At 41.9% G+C, this 19775-nt stretch carries 21 protein-coding genes; 3 read left to right on the plus strand and 18 right to left on the minus strand.

The genetic code is table 11. The features are described 5' to 3' along the window. Positions 1-4 precede the first annotated feature (4 nt). From D5F11_RS05840 to D5F11_RS05870, 7 genes are all read right to left on the minus strand, one after another. Positions 5-280 carry a YlbG family protein gene (locus D5F11_RS05840; RefSeq protein WP_120115269.1) on the minus strand — a complete coding sequence of 92 codons (276 nt, stop codon included), beginning with the start codon at positions 278-280 and terminating at the stop codon, positions 5-7. Between the two features lie 30 nt (positions 281-310). After that, positions 311-757 (minus strand): YlbF/YmcA family competence regulator, encoded by a 447-nt coding sequence (locus D5F11_RS05845; RefSeq protein WP_120115270.1) that lies wholly within the window; start codon positions 755-757, stop codon positions 311-313. Positions 758-812: 55 nt separating this feature from the next. Then, positions 813-1199 (minus strand): hypothetical protein, encoded by a 387-nt coding sequence (locus D5F11_RS05850; RefSeq protein WP_120115271.1) that lies wholly within the window; start codon positions 1197-1199, stop codon positions 813-815. Positions 1200-1289: 90 nt separating this feature from the next. Further along, positions 1290-1523 (minus strand): YlbE-like family protein, encoded by a 234-nt coding sequence (locus D5F11_RS05855; RefSeq protein WP_120115272.1) that lies wholly within the window; start codon positions 1521-1523, stop codon positions 1290-1292. A 14-nt stretch (positions 1524-1537) separates the two neighbouring features. Further along, positions 1538-1945, minus strand: coding sequence for a YlbD family protein (gene ylbD / locus D5F11_RS05860; protein ID WP_120115273.1), 408 nt, complete (start codon positions 1943-1945; stop codon positions 1538-1540). A 77-nt stretch (positions 1946-2022) separates the two neighbouring features. Then, positions 2023-3105, minus strand: a complete 1083-nt coding sequence (locus tag D5F11_RS05865; protein ID WP_245998091.1) for a CAP domain-containing protein — start codon at positions 3103-3105, stop codon at positions 2023-2025. Between the two features lie 194 nt (positions 3106-3299). Next, complete coding sequence (locus D5F11_RS05870; protein WP_120115274.1) at positions 3300-3734, minus strand: CBS domain-containing protein; 435 nt, start codon at positions 3732-3734, stop codon at positions 3300-3302. Between the two features lie 196 nt (positions 3735-3930). Here D5F11_RS05870 and D5F11_RS05875 point away from each other — a divergent pair, with 196 nt between their 5' ends. After that, on the plus strand, positions 3931-4290 hold the full coding sequence (locus tag D5F11_RS05875; RefSeq protein ID WP_120115275.1) for a YugN family protein: 360 nt from the start codon (positions 3931-3933) through the stop codon (positions 4288-4290). Between the two features lie 107 nt (positions 4291-4397). Continuing rightward, on the plus strand, positions 4398-5453 hold the full coding sequence (ytvI, locus tag D5F11_RS05880; protein ID WP_120115276.1) for a sporulation integral membrane protein YtvI: 1056 nt from the start codon (positions 4398-4400) through the stop codon (positions 5451-5453). A 34-nt stretch (positions 5454-5487) separates the two neighbouring features. On the opposite strand, the gene D5F11_RS05885 is transcribed toward ytvI, so the two are convergent. The 8 genes from D5F11_RS05885 to cyoE form a co-directional block, all read right to left on the minus strand. After that, positions 5488-5949, minus strand: a complete 462-nt coding sequence (locus D5F11_RS05885) for a DUF420 domain-containing protein (RefSeq protein ID WP_120115277.1) — start codon at positions 5947-5949, stop codon at positions 5488-5490. A gap of 329 nt (positions 5950-6278) precedes the next feature. Next, the gene (ctaG, locus tag D5F11_RS05890; protein WP_120115278.1) at positions 6279-7187 is read right to left on the minus strand and encodes a cytochrome c oxidase assembly factor CtaG; all 909 of its coding nucleotides are present in this window, start codon (positions 7185-7187) and stop codon (positions 6279-6281) included. 559 nt (positions 7188-7746) lie between these two features. After that, on the minus strand, positions 7747-8079 hold the full coding sequence (ctaF, locus tag D5F11_RS05895; protein WP_120115279.1) for a cytochrome c oxidase subunit IVB: 333 nt from the start codon (positions 8077-8079) through the stop codon (positions 7747-7749). 3 nt (positions 8080-8082) lie between these two features. After that, entirely contained in the window at positions 8083-8712 is a 630-nt protein-coding gene (locus D5F11_RS05900) for a cytochrome c oxidase subunit 3 (protein WP_120115280.1), read from the minus strand. After that, positions 8712-10583: a cytochrome c oxidase subunit I gene (gene ctaD, locus D5F11_RS05905; RefSeq protein WP_120115281.1), complete on the minus strand. Its 1872-nt coding sequence runs from the start codon at positions 10581-10583 to the stop codon at positions 8712-8714. The genes D5F11_RS05900 and ctaD overlap by 1 nt, the downstream gene beginning before the upstream one ends. A 28-nt stretch (positions 10584-10611) precedes the next feature. Further along, on the minus strand, positions 10612-11679 hold the full coding sequence (gene coxB, locus D5F11_RS05910) for a cytochrome c oxidase subunit II (protein WP_120115282.1): 1068 nt from the start codon (positions 11677-11679) through the stop codon (positions 10612-10614). 107 nt (positions 11680-11786) lie between these two features. Continuing rightward, entirely contained in the window at positions 11787-11924 is a 138-nt protein-coding gene (locus D5F11_RS26020; protein ID WP_185830522.1) for a hypothetical protein, read from the minus strand. Between the two features lie 41 nt (positions 11925-11965). Beyond that, positions 11966-12871 (minus strand): heme o synthase, encoded by a 906-nt coding sequence (gene cyoE / locus D5F11_RS05915; protein WP_120115283.1) that lies wholly within the window; start codon positions 12869-12871, stop codon positions 11966-11968. A gap of 503 nt (positions 12872-13374) precedes the next feature. Here cyoE and D5F11_RS05920 point away from each other — a divergent pair. Beyond that, complete coding sequence (locus tag D5F11_RS05920) at positions 13375-14364, plus strand: COX15/CtaA family protein (RefSeq protein ID WP_120115284.1); 990 nt, start codon at positions 13375-13377, stop codon at positions 14362-14364. A gap of 42 nt (positions 14365-14406) precedes the next feature. On the opposite strand, the gene pyc is transcribed toward D5F11_RS05920, so the two are convergent. The 3 genes from pyc to D5F11_RS05935 all read right to left on the minus strand — a co-directional run bounded on the left by pyc (position 14407) and on the right by D5F11_RS05935 (position 19588). Next, positions 14407-17844 carry a pyruvate carboxylase gene (pyc, locus tag D5F11_RS05925; protein ID WP_185830523.1) on the minus strand — a complete coding sequence of 1146 codons (3438 nt, stop codon included), beginning with the start codon at positions 17842-17844 and terminating at the stop codon, positions 14407-14409. A gap of 36 nt (positions 17845-17880) precedes the next feature. Further along, on the minus strand, positions 17881-19110 hold the full coding sequence (locus tag D5F11_RS05930) for an FtsW/RodA/SpoVE family cell cycle protein (RefSeq protein ID WP_120115286.1): 1230 nt from the start codon (positions 19108-19110) through the stop codon (positions 17881-17883). Positions 19111-19300: 190 nt separating this feature from the next. After that, the gene (locus tag D5F11_RS05935; protein WP_120115287.1) at positions 19301-19588 is read right to left on the minus strand and encodes an Fpa/YlaN family protein; all 288 of its coding nucleotides are present in this window, start codon (positions 19586-19588) and stop codon (positions 19301-19303) included. Positions 19589-19775: the final 187 nt, after the last annotated feature.

A 19775-nucleotide genomic window follows, 5' to 3' on the forward strand; every position in this document is an offset into this window, starting at 1 on the left:
TCTCTTAAAGACCTATTCGATAATCGTATTCCTTCGCTTTGTCAGGCTTCGCATTTTCAAATTCCGTCTTGAGATCCGACTTGTAAGAAGGCTCCACTTTCTTAATGAATGGGAGTGATTCCAGTTTTTCAGACAAAGTCTCAAATTCATTTTGATTGCAATAGAGTACGGCATATTTCATTCGCTTGGAGACAAAATGTACATTTCCATACCGTCGCAGCATTTTTGTATTTTTTAAATTATACAACCATACGATTAATCCTTGTCTTTTCATAAACATATTTGTTCCCCTTTACATCTCTTCCTTTGGTTATGCAGAACAGCCGCAGCCGGCTCCGGTTCCGCATCCTCCTGAGCATGATGAACCTGTATCAAAAAACGGATTGCCTGTATCCACCTTGATACTGTCAGAAACAGCTTGACTGATAATCACGCTTATTTGATCCAGCAACGACTGCAAATCATTCTCTGCCTTTCGGAAGTTTGCAACATTTTCGTCAAGATCCATCTCCCGTTTAAGCTCCCGCGTCTTTGTCATGATTTGCTTATACTCTGGATGGTAACGGCCGAACCGTTGGACATCTTCGTACAATTCCTTCATTTTGACGAACTCAGCAATTTTCCTCCTTGTAGTAGAATCTTCCTGCAATTTATGATAATAGAACCGATACCGCTCGGCAATATTCGTTTCCTGAATAATTTTACCAAGCATTTCAGCATTCTCGATGATTTCAATACTTTCAAGTGTAGCAAGCAAAGGGCTCACCTCCACTATTTATTTTACCATGTTTCCAGTTGGGCGGCGATACTATCTAGCTGACAGTTGCCTTAAACTTTTTACTGATTCCAAGCGACCTGTTGTCCTTGTCCACTATTTCAATTGTAAAAGTGTGAACTCCACTTGAAATATCTTTAACGACGAAAGCAGCTGTATCATATTCATTGTACAGTTGTCCGTCGATATATAAAAGAGCTTTACCTAATTGTCCTTCAGCTTTTGAACCAGAAAAAGAAACACCAGGTATGAAACACTCGATATATATGGAATTTCCTTGGACATTGTGACGCACAGTCATTTGCTTACTGGCCTCAACTTCGGTTTCCATCGCTTTTGCTTTTTCAGCTTCAGGGTCCGGCAGCTTTTGCGCACAACCTGAAAAAATAAGAGCCACCAATGTATATAAGATCATTTTTTTCATCGCCATCACCTCTTACCCTTTAGTTTTTTCCCCAAAGGGTGAGGTTCATGCAAAAAAATAAGAACACATAAATTTATATGTGTTCACCAGTTAAGATTTCATACCCTGCAGCATTCCCATCATCATTGAAGCCATTTGTACACCTCTAGAAAATTTTTCGACCCGGTGTGGGATCGTTTTTTCAAAATAATGGCTAGAGGCAATTTCAAACTGCTCCAATAACTCCGGCTTACGTGAAAGTGTTCGATACCATCGTGGCTGCTCCCGGATAAAACGCTTCAATTCATTACTGGAATATATATATTGCAATACATCCGCCCTCATCTTTTCACTTCTCCTTAATCTTTACGGAATGAAAATGGATTTCTTGGGGCATCATTTTGCGGTTGAGTATTTGTATTTTCTTGATTGTTCCCTTGAAATTGCGTCAGGACTCCTTGGATCGCTCCTATGGCCTGGCTCAAATTATTAATATGGTGCTGCATTTGATTGGCATCCATTTTTTTAAACACTCCGGTCAATTGCTGGACCCAGTTTTTATCATCGTCTTTTTTATGACTAGTCTTGGTTTGGCTTCCATTTTTATATTGGGTCCATTTGGGATCATCTTCACCGAGCAAATACCAATCCTCATATAGTTCTTGCCATGTGTATTCGTCGTCTCTTACCAATTTTATGAGGATCGGATGCTCTTTCACAAATGCTTTGAATTGTTCCACTGATGGATGGAGCTTTTTCCCGGCCATCGCTCAATCACCTCAATTTATCCTCCATTTATATTATGACAATGGAGGATGATTGTTCATGTCAAAACGGGAACACTTCACATTTCAGAATGCTTGACAAAGTTCTGAGTATAATTCTTCTTAAATACCCCAACACCGATTAAAGTAAAGTCTTCATCCAAAAGTGCTTTGCGGTGATTCTCCGAATTAACCCAGCCTTCCATAGCAGCAGGCCCGTCAATATAATCGGCCGCAATATTTTCGCCGGCAGTTTGAAATGAGACCTTTCCTTCCTTTAGCCGTTTTGCAAGGTCACCAAAAGTCGGTGAATCATGTGCAAAATAGTCGTTTTCTCTCATATCCTTACTATGCCCATACGCCACTTCTGCAATTTCATCATCCCATTTGAGCTCTGGGATATCAAAGCGCGTACGAAAGGTATTCGTCAGATCAAAGATCTGCTGTTCACTTCCTCTTTCGATTGCTTCCCATTTATCCTCATCCGGGTCCTCCATATCAATCAAATCACCGCTGTAAATCAATTCATATGGCCGCTGGCTGATAAGTGTCTTCTGATCCAGAAACCTGACACTAAATAGTGTCCCGGTAAATTTATCAATGGAGAGTTGAGCAAATATGTCTCCAAGCTGGATGAGTGGTCGGATATTTAAATCCTCTTCTGTCAATTCGAATCGATAATTTCCCTCGTGGGCATTCACAACAATCTCAGTCTCAAGCACAGTTGATCGATAGATATCCTCAACAGGTTGATCGATTTTAAACGGAGTGATATTCAACTGGCTCCCAACGGCATATATGGTGACAACTTTGCTATCTTGGATGCCTACCTGCATATATGAATCAAGTTCATTATTATAAATCCACCATTCATATTCATAGGAAGAAGGCTCCTTCCGATCAGGCTCTCCGAAACCTTCAATTAACTCAGCCTGCGGCCTTCCAATTAAAGAACCGAGACCTTCAGCGGGCTGCTTGTCTGAATCAGTCATTGTGATATGCGGAATCGCTTCATCATTGTCATGTTTAGGAGGTAGTGAATAAGTATCATCTTTTATGGGGCCCGTTTCTTCAGGGGAATATATATAAAAGCTAATTACAAGTAATGCGGCTGTAAAAATCAGGATTCGGAATAAGTTACGCAGTTTTACCCCTTCTCTCAATGGCTCTCATTATTTAGGTAACATTATACCATTTCCTGCCGTCTGAACATATAGAAAAAGCTTAGAAAAAGGCAGTCTAGGAAGCGATTGGCTTATTTTGAATATGTTGGGCAAACCATAACTTGCCTTTTTAGAAAAAACAAAAAATGAGGCGAAAGAAAAACGAATCGTTTTCTTTCGCCTGCAACATATTCCTAGTGTATCGCCTGCTCACCATCGTCTTCCGAGATTTCCGACAATGCACCTTTTGCCTGGTTATCGGTTAAATCCCTGACAGCCAAATCCCCAAGTGCAACAATTCCCACCAATTCCCCATTTTCGACAACTGGCAAGCGACGAATCTGTTCCTTTGCCATTAACCGTGCGGCTTCCTGTGTTGTCGTATTAGGAGACACCGTATATAGATTTTCGCTCATGACCTCTTCCACCTTGGAGGATGGGGGCTGTTTTTCAGCAATACAGCGGAGTACAATATCCCTGTCTGTAATAATCCCCATCAACCTTTTATCTTCCACAATGGGTATGACACCGACATTCAAATCTTTCATTTTCACAGCTACGTCATAAATATTATCTTTCAATGAACATGTTTCGACATCCCTTGTCATAATATCACTAATATGACTCATTTCCTGTGCCTCCTTAAAAAATTTCATTTCATACCTTCCCTATAGTCACCATTATTGGACAAATTATACTTCCTCAAAATCAACTCTCCGCAAGCAGGCAAATAATATGTGATTTCGTTGCAAGAAGGGGTTTTTTCGACTATTATAAAATATGGGGTAGTATTAGCGGCCTGAATTATTAGGAGGGAATTTTAATATGAAGTTTGAAAACATCGAATTAGAATCGTTTAAAATCGATTTAAATCGGCTTGATGAAGTAATGAGCAAAAACCGCATGGTGCGTGCAGGTCAGTGGGACTATGAAAGGGTTACATACGACCATAAATTTGTTATTCAAGAAGGTACATATTACTTGCGTATTTCTGGATATGCACTTGAAGGAGATGTAGGAAGCGGCAAAGCATTGATTCAACTCATGAATCCGCTGCTTGGCAAGCATTATTATCCTCATGGTGTGGAATACGGAGAAGACGAAGTTTTCCCTGCTCAGCTTGTAAAACAGTGCAATCAAATTTTAGAAGCAATTAAGAAAGACATTGAAGTATTTGCAGAATAACACCATCAAGAACACGGAAAATAACCGTGTTCTTTTTTGTATATATATACTAAAAACTTGACTTCCCATACTATAATGTAATATATCCATTGTAAAGGAGGAGAGGTTTGTTTGGGGTAAAAAGAAAGTATGTGACCGTTGGAATCTTTATTATTCTTATTGCACTGGCTTTCTATTTTATTATGCCCGTATCCATTCCGTTAGTTGCTGCATTAATCACCGCACTTATTCTGGACCCACTAGTCAAACTCCTGCAATTAAAAACTTCTTTAAAAAGACATTTTGTCGTCATGATCGTTTTTACCGTATTTACAATCATTTTGGGATCCTGCATTTTCTTTATTACTACTAAGGTCGCAGGACAATCAGTTAAATTAGTTGAGGATTTTCCTCAATATGTCAATCATATTTCTGAGACGTGGAGTAATTATGAGAAACAATTAAAGAATACGGCTCAAAGTTTGCCTGAAGAGGTAGTACATTCCATTACAGAGGAAGTCACCGAATTTTTAAATACGATGATGATCAGCATTCGCAAAAATTTAAATATAGAGAATATTAGCGCCGTTATATCCTACATACCGAATTTCCTTGTTAGCTTTCTTGTATATTTAATTGCTTTATTTTTATTTATGCTGGACCTGCCCAAAATCCAAAACGGCATTTACAGGCACTTAACGGACGAAACTTCCAAAAAGGTAAAATTCATGACAAGCCAGATTTCCAATTTCGTGATTGGTTTTTTCAAAGCCCAGTTCCTTGTGAGCTTAATCATATTTGCAGTGTGCCTTATCGGATTGTTAATGATATCTCCCAAGGTCGCCATCATCATGTCCCTTGTAGTGTGGATCATTGATCTTATCCCTATTATTGGCTCAATCATTGTGCTTGGCCCCTGGTCTCTATATCACCTATTGTCAGGGAATATTGTTTTGGGGATGAAGCTTGCGATATTGGCAGTTGTTCTGTTGATAATCAGGCGCACCGTAGAACCAAAAGTAATGGGCGTCCATATGGGTCTTTCACCACTTGCTACATTAATCGCCATGTATTTGGGTCTTAAAATACTTGGCATACTTGGGATCATCATAGGGCCGCTGCTGCTGATTATTTTTAAAGCTGCAAAAGAAGCGGGAATCATAAAGTTGAATTTTAAAATTTAAAAAGCATGCATGGCACTCTGACCATGCATGCTTTTTAACCACCCAGGATTGCTTTAATCAGGGATGTCGTTTCTCCACCCTCATAGATTATATACAGGAATAGATAAACTAAGACACCTGTAATTCCTGTACCTAACCACACTATACTTGTAACAGGTCCCAGTTTCCGATGAATATTCAACCTGTCTTTTAATCCCGACCATATCGAAATGATTCCAAGAACGGCGCCAACTGTCGCCAATGTGATATGAAAAAATAAAAAGATAGTGTAAAAAAGCTTTAAATTCTCCGGTCCTCCAAAAGATGTATTTCCTATGAAAACCGTCCTGCTTGAATAGATGATAAAAAAGATTACGGCAAAAACAGCTGCGGCAATCATTATTTTTTTATGGCTTTCAATCTGGCGTTTTCTAATTTTTCCCCAACCGATAGCCACAAGCACAGAACTGATAACAATACATGCCGTACTAATTGTTGGTAAGATTGGAACTGACATCTACTTCCATTTCCTTCCTTGTCTATTTTCTAAAAAAAGCGCAAGACACGCGGCTTTAGACGACAAGCACACGACGAAATTTGATAAGGGGCAAAAGCAACCACAGTCAAGCCATTTAGCTTGACCCTTTCCTGATGCTCCTGCCGACTTAAAGCGCCACGCCCTGTGAACTCTGCAGGTGCTGGAGTAACATCCTATTTCTTCTCTAACACCAATACTCCCGGTAAGTCACCATCACTAGGATCTGCTGGACACCTAACATAATCATTTGAATACACAGTGTAATTTCATAGCCATTTCCTATTTAAAAAAAGGCCATCAGCCCTTTTTTAATCCGCAGGACGAGGGTCGTGTTGAATGAGACTCTCATCAACAGGGTCAACCCCAGTCGACTCTTTCTTATACCACTCAAAAAAGACTTTCGACAGAATGGTAGCCAGCACAATCTCCTGAATGATTTTCATCAAAACTCCACCAAGCTGCTGGTCTTCCCTGGCAGGCATATTAGTAAATAACTCTGGACCACTAATGTTTAAGCCCGCGAGTGTCGCACCTGGCACGCAAAGTTCCATTGCCTTCATCCACATTTCGCCATCGGTGTATGTTGCATACATAGCTTCTGGTGCAAAAATAATCAGCCCACATGCTGGGGTCAAAAGTACACCATCTCCAAGAATATAGCCAACTTTCTTCAAGCCATGCAACTGATAATGCCCTGGTAGCTTATTGACAAGGGGCCACCAAAGGAAAAGGGCAAAAACAAATAATACAACCGTGTATAAAGCATGAAGGAACATATTCATTTTGACATAGTCCATTACCATTGGAATATGGTAAACGGAAAATAAACCATTAAACATAACAAGTGCAATCAATGGCTTTGTAAAGAAACGAAAGATCCCGTTGAAGGAAGGCAACTCAATGACATGTTTCCATATCCAGTTTGGTACACCCGAAATAAACAACGGGGGTATAACCAAATAAAGAAAAGCCATTTGGACCATGTGAAAAGTAAACATGATATGTGCCATCAAATCAACAGGCGACCCTTTAATGATATAAAGCAGCAACATGCTGATCAGGAATAAAGCAGCCTGGCTCTTTTTCAAGGGTTCACTGTCTTTAAACAGATGACGTTTCTTGACCGTCAGATAAAAGTAGACGGCAACCAAAACTAAAATGAACATCAGAAAATAAGGACTCCAAAGTGCACGAAAACCAAATATACTTAAAGGCACTCGCCTTCACCTCTTTTATGGTCTACAATTTCTTCTACATTCCATTATACTTAGCGGCTTCTCACACTTCAACGTTTCGACATGACAAGTTGATGAACATTGAAAGAAAAGCGATAGCGCCTGATCATCGACGTACAGACTGGAGTGACTCCGACGAGATAAAGGAAACACGGTGAGCCAAAGGCGAATCGATGTTGACTTATCGTAGGAGGAGGCGCGAAGTCTGCTAGGCGATAGGTGCGGTAGCTAGACAATGAGAAAAACGATAGCGCCTGGTCATCGGCGTACAGACTGGAATGAAATGCGAAAACGCCTTGCTTAGCCCCGACAAACATAAGAAAATTCCCGAGGAGGCGTTCCTCAGCCACCACAGGGAATTGGCCTATGACCTCGAGGGGCTGGCGTTGGCAGGCTAAGAACGCGACGTCCTGTCGCTTCGCTTGCACTAGTACTTGCTGTACGTCAAAGACGATGTTGAGCAGGAAGGCTGCTAGGTGTTGAGCGATGAAATGAGACAATTAGAAAAGCCAGTCGAAAATTCGACTGGCTCAAAATCTGCTTACCACCAAACGATGGTCAAGAAGGCCAAAAGGGTAACGAAACCGATAATGACTCCTCCATATATAAACAACTGGACTGCTTCATGCCCCTTCTCGCTCATATGCATAAAGTAATATAATTGGAAGATTACCTGCACTAATGCGAGTAAAAGGATAAACGGAATGACAAACCATTTATCAAATCCAGCTGCTACTGCGCCAAATGCCACCAATGTCAAAAAGATCGAGATGGCAAATGAGATTACTTGATGACGCATGTGTTCCTTGTTTCTTCTGCGACGGTATTCATAATCAACACGTGGATTTCCTGAATTTAAGTATTGATCTTCCATACGTTATCCCACCATTCCCATTAAGTAAACGACAGTGAAGATAAATACCCAGACTACGTCGATAAAGTGCCAGTAGATACTTGCCAAGTAGAATTTAGGCGCATTATAAAGACTTAGTCCTCGTTTTGCGTTACGTACAAGCAATGCAATAATCCATCCAAGTCCGAACACTACGTGCCCGCCGTGGAAGCCAACAAGTGTATAGAAGGCCGAGCTGAATGCACTGCTTTTAAAACCAAATCCCAATTCTGTCGTGTAGTGATGAAACTCATAAATTTCCAGAGCAAAGAATCCCAGCCCTAGCAAACACGTAATGATAAACCACAATTGCATCTTTTTATAATTAAAGTTCCTCAAATGGTAGATCGCATACACGCTTGTGACTGAGCTTGTCAATAAAAGCATCGTCATGGCAAATGCCAGCGGCAGACCGAAAACATCTGTTGAAGTCAGGCTGTCACTGTTTGGAACTTTATCCTTTAGGGCCAAATATGTGGCAAAGAAAGAGGCGAAGAGAACAGTTTCGCCTCCAAGGAAAAACCAGAGACCCAAGAATTTATTTTTTCCTTCCAGAGTGGCTCTCTCCGGTGTCTCCGGCCATGTTTCCGGAGTAAATTGCTGTTCAACTGCCATTATGCCTTAACTCCTTTCTCACTATCATCCATCAATTCTGACTTAGGTATATGATAGCCGTGGTCATCTTTCAAGGAGCGGACAAGCATAGAACCGAAAGCGATGACTAATCCAATAATCAAAACGGGAATTCCCCACGCATGCTCTTGGTTATAAATTGCTCCGAATGATGCAACAAAGAAACCGAATGACATCATGAAAGGAATAAATGATCCGTTTGGCATGTGAATCTCACCGATAGGCTCAGCCGGTGTCATCTCAGTTCTGCCTTCCATTTTTTCCAACCAGAAAGCATCAAGACCGCGAACAAGCGGAAGCTGTTTAAAATTGTAAAATGGCGGCGGTGAAGGGATAGCCCATTCGATCGAACGTCCATCTCCCCATGGGTCGTTGGCTACAGCTTCTCCTTTAACAGTAGTAATTACTACGTTAATTAGAAGAACAATAACCGCAACAGCCATTGTTAATGCTCCAATGGAGCTGATCATGTTACCTGAAGTCAATCCTTGACCATCAAGGAAGGTAAATACTCTTCGCGGCATTCCCATCAAACCTAGGAAGTGTTGAATAAAGAATGTCAAATGGAAGCCAATGACAAACAATACCCAAGTAATTTTACCCAATGTTTCGTTCAACATTCTTCCGAACAGTTTTGGCCAATAGAAATGAACGGCTGCAAAGATACCGAATACTACCCCACCAACAATTACATAGTGGAAGTGAGCAACGATAAAGTATGTGTCATGGTACTGATAGTCGGCAGGTGCAACAGCCTGCATGATACCAGTTACACCACCCATAACGAATGAAGGAACAAAAGCGGCCGCCCAAAGCATTGGAGTAGTAAATTTAATGCTTCCGCCCCACATCGTCAAGAGCCAGTTAAATATTTTAATTCCCGTTGGTACGGCAATTGCCATTGTTGCAACCGCAAAAATTGCATTAGCGATATTACCAAGTCCTACTGTAAACATGTGGTGAGCCCACACCATGAAACCAAGGAATCCGATCAATACAGTAGCAAAAACCATTGAGGAATATCCAAACAATCTCTTTCTTGAAAAAGTCGAGATGATTTCAGAGAAAATTCCAAATGCAGGCAAGATCAAAATATATACTTCCGGGTGCCCAAAAATCCAGAAGAAGTGTTCCCAGATGATTGTGTTTCCTCCAGCTGCCACGTTGAAGAAGTTCGCTCCGAACATTCTATCAAAAGTCAAAAGGAACAACGCAACAGTAAGTGGAGGGAATGCAAACAAAATAAGTGCCGATGTAATGAATGTTGTCCAAGTGAACATAGGCATTCTCATATAAGTCATTCCAGGTGCACGCATGTTGATGATTGTAACGAGGAAGTTGATTCCCCCCATGAGTGTACCAAATCCGGAGATTTGAATTCCGGTAGCATAGAAGTCAACACCATGGGTGGTTGAATTCATCGCAAGTGATGCGTAGGAAGTCCACCCTGCATCAGGTGCGCCGCCTCCAACAAACCAGGATACGTTCACCAACAAGCCACCAAAGACGAAAAGCCAAAGGCCCAGAGCGTTCAAAAACGGGAAAGCAACGTCCCGCGCTCCAATTTGGAGAGGCATAATCGCATTCATAAAACCTACCAAAATCGGCATGGCGGCAAAGAAAATCATAGTTGTTCCATGCATCGTCATCATTTCATTAAACGTACCAGCACTAACAAAGTCATTGTTAGGCACTGCGAGCTGGATACGTATAATCATAGCTTCGATTCCGCCTAGGAGAAAGAAGAAGAACCCTGCGGCGAAGTATAAGATACCCACTTTTTTATGGTCCACAGTTGTTAAGTAGTCCCATACAGCGGCTCCGAAACTTCTTTTTTGAGCAATAGTACTCACAATTAAACCTCCCTTTGTTATACGTTACTTATTTTTGAACCTTTAATTCCATCAAATACGCAGCCAAAGCATCCAATTCCTGATCAGACATTTCTGGATACGTACCTGTCATTTTGTTGCCCGGTTTAATTTTTTCAGGATCTTTAATCCATTTCTTCAATTCTTTCTCATTGTGATCGAGAATCCCTGCAACTTTTTCACGATCAGCAAACCCAGCAAGGTTTGGAGCAAGTTCCCCACTTGGTTTTGCCTCTGGTGTTACCGCGTGACATGTAATACAGCTTTGGTTGAAGATTTCTTCACCTTGTTTTGCAAGATCTGTAGTTGGTTCTACAGGCTCTTTTGTATTTTGCATGTCTGCAACCCAGTTTTCAAAATCCTTCTGTGGTAATGCTTTTACTTTGAAGTCCATCAAAGCATGGGAAGGTCCGCATAGCTCGGCACATTTACCATAGAAGAGATTGCCTGCTTCTTCAGCTTTGTCACTATCGGCAATCAACCAGAACTTATTGACGTTATCCGGGTTAGTGTCCAGCTTCCCACCTAATGGCGGAATCCAGAATGAGTGTTTTACGTCTTTACTTGTTACCTGGAAGTAGACTTTTTCATCTGTCGGAATGACAAGGTCCTGGCTCGTTACAATTCCAAGATCCGGATACTCAAATTCCCACCAGTATAAGTGTGCATTGACGTTTACAACAAGAGCTTCTCGGTTTCCATCTGCATCTTTTTTATCAATTGCAGAAACATCACCTTGGCTGAAAGTAACAGCAACTGTAGGTACTGCAAGGATTAGAAGCAAGATGATCGGAATAACAGTCCATACAATTTCCAGCGTGTGGCTGCCTTCTACCTGTTTCGGAATTTTTTCATCTTTACGTCGGAATTTAATGATGGCAAAAGTAAAGATAATTACTACAACAACGATTACCAGAGCCATGATCCCTAAACTAAGAAGAATGAGATCATACTGCTGTTTTCCAACTTCTCCTGCGGGAACCAGCCCGGATAGAAAAGGCTCGCCGCAGCCTGAAAGCACGAGCGCTAATATCGCAAAAACTGATAATAGACGCCACTTTTGCAGCCATAGTTTCATAATTCAATCAAACCCCTCTTTCGTAAAATATCTTAGTGGTTGCAAGGACCGGGTCATTCTATGTGGATTTCTTTAAAAAAGAAAGAATTCCCAAAATCAAATGCGCCTTAGCGTATTTGCGCCCAGATTTTATCGAGCTCCGCTCGATAAATTCCCTCTGAAAATCTGAGGCATCCGCCGGAGGCTTTAACTTTATTCAGCAGGGGTTTGAACCCCCACTGAATGGAATACCAATAGGCATTCATCTCACCACTTACAGAAGTGGGAGACTTTCTGCTGAGGGAATTTAAATAACTGCGAAAATTACCATTGCAGTAAAAATAATGGTCAAATAGTTTAATGAATAGACAAACATGAGCGTTGCCCATTTTATATCATTTTTCATCCTATAACCAGCAATTCCCATCACAAGCCAGCCAACGTTTAATAGCGTGGCTAATATAACAAATGGTATTCCCAGTGCTGTCATAAAAAATGGAATCGGCAACAACAAAGCCACCCACATAACAATGCTGCGTTTTGTAGCTGCAAAACCTTTCACGACAGGCAGCATAGGTATACCTGCTGCCCTGTATTCCTCAGTTCTCCTCATGGCCAATGCATAAAAGTGAGGCGGCTGCCATATGAACATGATCAGGAACAGCATCCATGCCATCGTTGGCAGACTCGGATCGATTGCCGCCCATCCAATCAGCGGAGGAACCGCTCCGGACAAGCTTCCAATGACCGTATTGCTTACAAGCTTCCGCTTAGCCCACATGCTGTAAATCACTACATAGCTAAACACCCCGACAATACCGATGAAGCCGGCTGTTGCATTGGTAAGAAAAATGAGAATTAAGCCCAATATCACGAAAGTAAATCCAACTGTAAGTACTTTCCCTCCACTGATCCGGCCTGTAACCGTCGGCCTCGATTTTGTTCTTTCCATAATTGGATCAATGTCTCGATCGATATAATTATTGAAAGCACATGATCCGGCCATAATGAAGGCAGACCCAAGCAACGTGAAAATAACAGTGTCCAAGGATTGGAGGAAATGCTGTCCATTATATATGAGTGCAAGCCATAGCCCCGCAAAAACAGGTATCAGGTTGGAGTTGACAATTCCAATTTTGATCAAGGCCATAAAGTCCGACCAAGCCGTCGAAGGAGAGGCTTCCACTTCAGATATGTGGCGACTGTTTTCCATATCTTTTCCACTCGTCTCCTTTCCCAAAACATATTTACATATAATTCTTACTATAGGCCATCTTGAGACAACTTTCCTGTATTATGTACGATGTTTCAGTATTTGTTCACTTATTTTCCTGTTTTTTCAACTTTTACTTGAAAGCATGCCTAGACTCCTGCACTCAATATTGTAGCATACAGATGTTGAAAAGCCGAGTGCAGGTTGAACAGGATTATGAACGAAGGCCTTCAACAATATATTTAATCATATAATCCAACGTTTTTCACATTGCATTCAGCCATTATTTTGTCCAAAATGTGTCGCCCAAAAAGAATATATATAACCAAAAATTCACCAATCGCTCATACCATTACTATCAAAATTTATCGTATTTTTCAAGTTTATACCTTTTTTGGTCGTGTTAACAAATTTGTCGGTTGTATTTTTGAATCCGTTTATGTAGTATCAAAGTTGAAATTAATCATTCCAATAAAATTTAATAAAGATAAGTGGGTGAAATTTTGCACCGGAAATTAAAATGGTTTGCTGTACTTACAACGGTTGTGATGATTTTTGTCCTTCTGGGTGGTGCTTTGGTTACAAAGACCGATTCCGGCATGGGCTGCGGAAAATCATGGCCGCTGTGTAACGGGCAACTAATACCAACCGAAATTACTGCTGAACTTATCATTGAGCTGGCTCACCGGATCGTTTCCGGAAGTGCTGCTTTGCTCGTTCTGATCCTTTCAATTTGGGCATGGAAAACAATTGGGCACAAAAGGGAAACAAAAGCCCTTGCCATCCTTTCAGTTTTCTTTCTTATTTTGCAGGCTTTAATTGGAGCAGCAGCAGTTGTGTGGGGTCAGTCAAGCTTCGTGCTAGCACTTCATTTCGGAATCTCGCTTATATCCTTTGCCTCGGTATTTTTATTGACACTTTTAATTTTTGAAGTCGATAAAAAGCTTGATACATCAAAGATCAGGCTGGATAAAAAAATGAAATATCATACGATTGGAGTTACAGTTTATTCCTATATTGTTGTGTACACAGGAGCCCTTGTCCGCCATACGGAAGCAAGCCTTGTCTGTAAAGATTGGCCTTTCTGTTTAAACAGCACGCCTTTCTCTCTGCCAACTAATATGTATGAGTGGATACAAATGGGGCATCGTTTCATGGCCGGTCTCATATTTTTATGGATTGGCTATATTACATGGATGGCAATCAAAAACTATAAAGACCAAAAGATTGTGGTCAAAGGATGGATCATCGCTTTCATTCTTGTGACATTGCAAGTTGCTGCCGGAGCTATAGTAGTATTTACAAGCCTAAATATTTATGTTGCACTAGCACATGCACTTTTTATCACTTGTCTCTTTGGCTTATTAAGCTACTTTATCATGTTAATCACCAGAGGCGGAATGGAATTCTCCCCTGTTTCTCAAACGGATGAAAAAGGAAATGCTAAAACTGACATAGAGTCGCAAAAGTCGCCAAATATGATTACACAATAAAAAATCTTGCGCAATTTAACTGCGCAAGATTTTTTGTATCCTTTATTTCTCCACTTCTATCAATAAGTCACCAGGCTGGATAGCGTCTCCTGACTGTACGAAGATATCTTTGACGATTCCCGAAAACGGAGCCTGGACTGTTGTCTCCATCTTCATCGCTTCGGTGAGTACGAGGTGGTCCCCTTTTTGAACCTTCTCCCCTTTTTCAACAAGGACCTTCAGTACCGTTCCCGGCATTGTAGCTCCGATATGTGCCTGATTTTTCGGATCCGCTTTCTGTTTCAGCACCACGGTTGACTTGATGTTCTCATCTTTGATGACAACTTCCCTCGGCTGCCCATTCAATTCAAAATAGACTACCCGCGTACCGTCAGGCTGCGGTTGTCCAATAGAGACAAGCTTTACAATCAACGTCTTGCCTGTCTCGATTTCCACCTCGATTTCTTCACCCAGCCTCATACCATGGACAAATGTCGGGGTATCAAGTACTGAAATGTCTCCAAATTGGTTCAGTGTCGCAATATACTCAAGGAATACCTTCGGATAAAGGGCATAGGCGATCACATCCTTTTGTGAAACATCCGGTCCCATTTCTTCCGCCAATTCTTCTTGAAGCTGGTCAAAATCCACGTCTTCAAGCAGCTCACCCGGTCTTACAGTTATAGGCTCGCGTTTTTTCAGGATGACCCGTTGCAGTTCTTCCGGGAAACCACCGTGTGACTGGCCCAAATAGCCTTCAAATAGTTCCACCACTGAATCCGGAAAGTCGATGGACTGTCCCCTTTCCAGCACAGATTCTTCGTCTAAATCGTTTTGGACCATAAATAACGCCATGTCTCCGACTACTTTGGATGAAGGTGTCACTTTGACAATGTCTCCAAACATCCGATTGACCCGGCTGTACATATCCTTGACCTCATCCCAGCGGCCCCCCAGCCCCACAGCTTTTGCCTGCTGTTGAAGATTGCTGTACTGTCCTCCGGGCATTTCATGCTTGTATACTTCAGTATGCGGAGCAAGCATACCGCTTTCAAAATCGTGGTAGTACTTTCGGACATCCTCCCAGTAATAGGATAACTTCTCAAGGGAATCAATTTCGATATTAATCGCCTTTTCCGTTCCTTCAAGCGCATAATACAGCGTATTCAAACTCGGCTGGGAAGTCAAACCAGCCATTGAGCCAAGTGCTGTATCGATGATATCCACACCTGCTTCAATCGCTTTCGTATAAGTAAGAATACCATTTCCGCTAGTGTCATGCATATGCAGGTGGATCGGCAGATCGACCGTCTCCTTCAGTTCGGAAATCAGCCGATAGGCGGCCTCCGGCTTCAACAGGCCAGCCATATCCTTGATCGCCAGCATATGCGCTCCTAACGCCTCCAGCTCCCTAGCCATAGATTTGTAATAATCGATATGGTATTTCGGTCTTTCAGCATCATTGATATCCCCTGTATAGCAGATAGCGGCTTCAGCAATCTTGCCTGACTGGCGAACCGAATCAATCGCCACTTCCATTCCCTTAACCCAATTCAAACTATCAAAGATTCGGAATACATCAATACCTGCGTTTGCCGATTCTCGGACGAAAGCCTTGATGACATTATCCGGATAGTTTTTGTAGCCAACGGCGTTCGATCCCCTGAACAGCATCTGGAACAAAATGTTCGGCATTTTTTCCCGCAGTTTGGAAAGCCGGTCCCATGGATCTTCCTTCAGGAATCGGTAGGCAACGTCAAAGGTCGCCCCTCCCCACATCTCCATAGAAAAGAGCTCTGGGAGAAGATGTGATGTTGGTTCAGCCACCTGAACGAGATCGCGGGTGCGGATACGGGTTGCAAGCAACGATTGATGTGCATCACGGAACGTGGTGTCCGTAATCAGGACTTCTTCCTGGTTTTTAACCCACTCAATCAAGCCTTCGGCTCCCTGCTCATCCAGAATCTGTTTGGTCCCCTGTGAAACGGTTTCATCCACTGGAATAGAAGGAACTCTCGGGTCAGGTTCAATCGGCTTTTTCGTTTTTTCAATACCCGGGAATCCGTTGACCGTAACCGTCCCGATGTAGGTAAGCATTTTTGTACCGCGGTCCTTGCTCTCAGGGAAAGAGAACAACTCTGGAGCACTGTCCAGAAAGGACGTATCATACTCACCTGTAATGAATCGCTCGTGTTGCATGACATTAATTAAAAATGGGATATTTGTTTTAATTCCGCGAATCCTGAATTCCTTCAGATTTCTGACCATTTTGGCCGCGGCTTGTTCAAAATTCAGCGCTTGAGTGGACAGCTTCATCAGCAAAGAATCATAATAAGGCGTGATAACAGCCCCCTGGAAACCGTTCCCGGCATCCATCCGAACACCAAATCCTCCGCCTGTACGGAAAGCCATGATTTTTCCTGTATCCGGCATAAAATCATTTAAAGGATCTTCTGTCGTCACTCTCGCTTGGATGGCATATCCGTTCATCATAATATCTTTCTGTTTCGGAATCTGAACGGAATCCCCATGAAGCGGGTGCCCCTCGGCAATCAAAATCTGTGACTGTACAATGTCAATGCCTGTGATCATTTCCGTGATCGTGTGTTCAACCTGAATTCTCGGATTTACCTCAATGAAATAAAACTGGTCGCCCTCTACAAGGAATTCTACCGTTCCAGCATTAAGGTACCCCACATTTTTCATAAGCTGTACAGCCGCCCCGCAAATTCTTCCCCGCATTTCTTCACTGAGAGACACGCATGGTGCAGTCTCCACTACTTTCTGGTGGCGCCTTTGGACAGAGCAATCACGTTCAAATAGATGGACAATATTTCCTTGGGCATCTCCCAGTATCTGTACTTCAATATGCTTAGGATTTTCAATGAACTTCTCCACGTAGACCTCGTCATCACCAAAAGCCGCCTTCGCTTCTGACTTTGCACGTTCGTACGCTTCCTTCAATTCCCCTTTGCTTCGGACAATGCGCATGCCGCGTCCACCACCGCCAAGGGATGCTTTCACCATAATCGGGTAACCGTAATCATTTCCAAAAGCAGCAGCCTCTTCCAAGCTCTCAACTGGACCATCACTGCCTGGGACTGCCGGAATACCAGCAAGCACTGCCTGATGTTTCGCTTTAACCTTATCACCAAACATATCCAAATGCTGTATGGCCGGACCGATAAAAGTGATTCCCTCTTCGGCGCAGCGTTTAGCCAGCTCAATGTTTTCGGACAGAAATCCATAGCCTGGATGGATGGCATCTGCCTCGGAACGTTTAGCAATTTCAATAATGCCTTCGATATCTAAATAAGCATCGATCGGCTTTTTTCCTTCTCCAACCAGATAGGCCTCATCCGCTTTATAGCGGTGATAGGACCCCGAGTCTTCGCGAGAATAGATTGCGACCGTGCGGATTCCGAGCTCTGTGCAGGCCCGAAACACACGGATGGCAATCTCTCCACGGTTAGCAACTAGTACTTTGTTAATCTTTGTCATATAAGCTCTCCCCTTCATAAACATCTAGCTATCTGTCTATTTAAGGTTCACCCATGGACGTTTATCTTGGCTGTTTTCCTGAATGCTGTCAGTCCGGGGAACAGGAACAGTATTTTTAGTTTTGAATTTTTCCTCATATCGATTGAACATGGAAACATTGGCTAGAATCCCCATCGCTATCGAAAGGACAAGGATGGAGGAACCACCATAGCTGATAAATGGCAAAGGTACACCTGTAATCGGGATAATCCCCGACATACCTCCCAAATTAATAAACGCTTGTATTCCAATCATTCCTGATATTCCAATCGCAAGCATGCTTCCAAATGGGTCGCGGCTCCTTGTACTGATATAAATTCCTCGCAAAACAATGTAGCCAAGACCTCCCAGTACAAATGCAACTCCGAAAACCCCCAGCTCCTCAGCAATGACTGCCATAATAAAATCTGTATGGGCTTCCGGCAAATAGCCAAGTTTCTGGACGCTCTGCCCTAATCCAAGACCTTTCAATCCTCCTGAACCAATAGCCAAATATGAATTTACCAATTGAAACCCTTCATTTTGGCCTGTTCCGAACGGATCCAAGAATCCATAGATTCTCCCGAGTCGAGTCTCAGTAAATATCTTATCGGATTTTAAAATCACAAAAGGTGCAAGAACAGCAGCCAAAAGCAAACCCAGCAATCCTAGCTTGAATATGGTTTTCAAACGCATCCCAGAGCACAAAATGATCATCGCGCCGATTAGAAAGGTGATGAGAGCTGTTCCATTATCCGGTTCCATCGCAATGAGGAAACAAACAAAAATAAGGAACATCAATGGTGGCAAAACACCTTTATCCAATTGGTTTATGTATGTTTGTTTCTTAGAATACACAGCGGATAAATAAACAATGATGCTCAGCTTGGCAAATTCCGAAGGTTGAATCTTCCTTGTGCCCACCTGAATCCAGCTTTGAGCATTATTCGTTGCATGCCCGAAAATGTCCACGGCAAAAAGTCCAATGACTGCTGCTACTGTAACAAAAACTAGAAACTTTTTACTTCTGTATGCTTTATATGGAAATAAAGCAAAAAATAAAAAAAACAAAAAACCTACTGCCAGATTGATTTTTTGCTTTTGATAAAAGAAATCTGGTGGATAATCATAATATTGAACCGCCATCACCATACTCGCACTATAAATCATGATTAATCCGAAAAAGCAAAGAAGCAAATAAACAACGATGATTGAGTAATCATATGATTTCAAGATTTTTTTTAACATTACTTTTCATCCAATCTATCAGTCAGATTTCATAAAGCAGGGAATAACAGATTACTAGTTTCCTGTAAAAATGAAGCCTCCCGGCCTATAGAGTTGGATTCAGTGATTCAATTAGATAAAAAAACTCAAACAATTACGAACGAACTGTTTGAGCTTTATTGTTTGGTGAGGCGAAAGAGCTTGCACATTTTCATTTTTCACTTTTAGTAAATGCTTCGTGAAGCGCAGACAGCTTCCTTTCCAATGAAAAAATCAACTCTCTCCCATCCTTCTCATCAACCAGCCCAAGTCGGACGGCAAAATCTATCTCACGAGAAAAGCCAAACATTTGAGTATCAAGAACTTCCTCGTATAAAGGACATTGAGGCATTGTTAAGTTGTCCATTTGCACCTGAATCAAACACAAAATTTTTTCCGCGTCTGCCTTCAAGAGAGCATAGGCTTTTTCCCGATGATTCAGCTTTATATCAGACACCACATTTTATCCCCCTATCTCCGGACAAATAGACAATACTATCTGTAAATTTTAACCCTATTATTATGAAATTGCAAGGGATTGGGCGTTATTTTTGTCCTTCTGCAATTGGAAGGTGCCTGTACTCTCGCTTATCGTACCGCTGTTTCATGATAAAATCTCTCTAACTTTTCATTTCATTTTTTTAGAG

Source organism: Siminovitchia terrae (assembly GCF_003605405.2).
Classification (GTDB): Bacteria; Bacillota; Bacilli; order Bacillales; family Bacillaceae_C; genus Siminovitchia; species Siminovitchia terrae.

Coding starts and splice junctions, on each gene's coding strand:
- D5F11_RS05840 (WP_120115269.1), bottom strand. CDS start 280: ATGTTTATGAAAAGACAAGGATTAATCGTATGGTTGTATAATTTAAAA.
- D5F11_RS05850 (WP_120115271.1), bottom strand. CDS start 1,199: ATGAAAAAAATGATCTTATATACATTGGTGGCTCTTATTTTTTCAGGT.
- D5F11_RS05855 (WP_120115272.1), bottom strand. CDS start 1,523: ATGAGGGCGGATGTATTGCAATATATATATTCCAGTAATGAATTGAAG.
- ylbD (WP_120115273.1), bottom strand. CDS start 1,945: ATGGCCGGGAAAAAGCTCCATCCATCAGTGGAACAATTCAAAGCATTT.
- D5F11_RS05870 (WP_120115274.1), bottom strand. CDS start 3,734: ATGAGTCATATTAGTGATATTATGACAAGGGATGTCGAAACATGTTCA.
- D5F11_RS05875 (WP_120115275.1), top strand. CDS start 3,931: ATGAAGTTTGAAAACATCGAATTAGAATCGTTTAAAATCGATTTAAAT.
- D5F11_RS05885 (WP_120115277.1), bottom strand. CDS start 5,949: ATGTCAGTTCCAATCTTACCAACAATTAGTACGGCATGTATTGTTATC.
- ctaF (WP_120115279.1), bottom strand. CDS start 8,079: ATGGAAGATCAATACTTAAATTCAGGAAATCCACGTGTTGATTATGAA.
- D5F11_RS05900 (WP_120115280.1), bottom strand. CDS start 8,712: ATGGCAGTTGAACAGCAATTTACTCCGGAAACATGGCCGGAGACACCG.
- coxB (WP_120115282.1), bottom strand. CDS start 11,679: ATGAAACTATGGCTGCAAAAGTGGCGTCTATTATCAGTTTTTGCGATA.
- D5F11_RS26020 (WP_185830522.1), bottom strand. CDS start 11,924: ATGAATGCCTATTGGTATTCCATTCAGTGGGGGTTCAAACCCCTGCTG.
- cyoE (WP_120115283.1), bottom strand. CDS start 12,871: ATGGAAAACAGTCGCCACATATCTGAAGTGGAAGCCTCTCCTTCGACG.
- pyc (WP_185830523.1), bottom strand. CDS start 17,844: ATGACAAAGATTAACAAAGTACTAGTTGCTAACCGTGGAGAGATTGCC.
- D5F11_RS05930 (WP_120115286.1), bottom strand. CDS start 19,110: ATGTTAAAAAAAATCTTGAAATCATATGATTACTCAATCATCGTTGTT.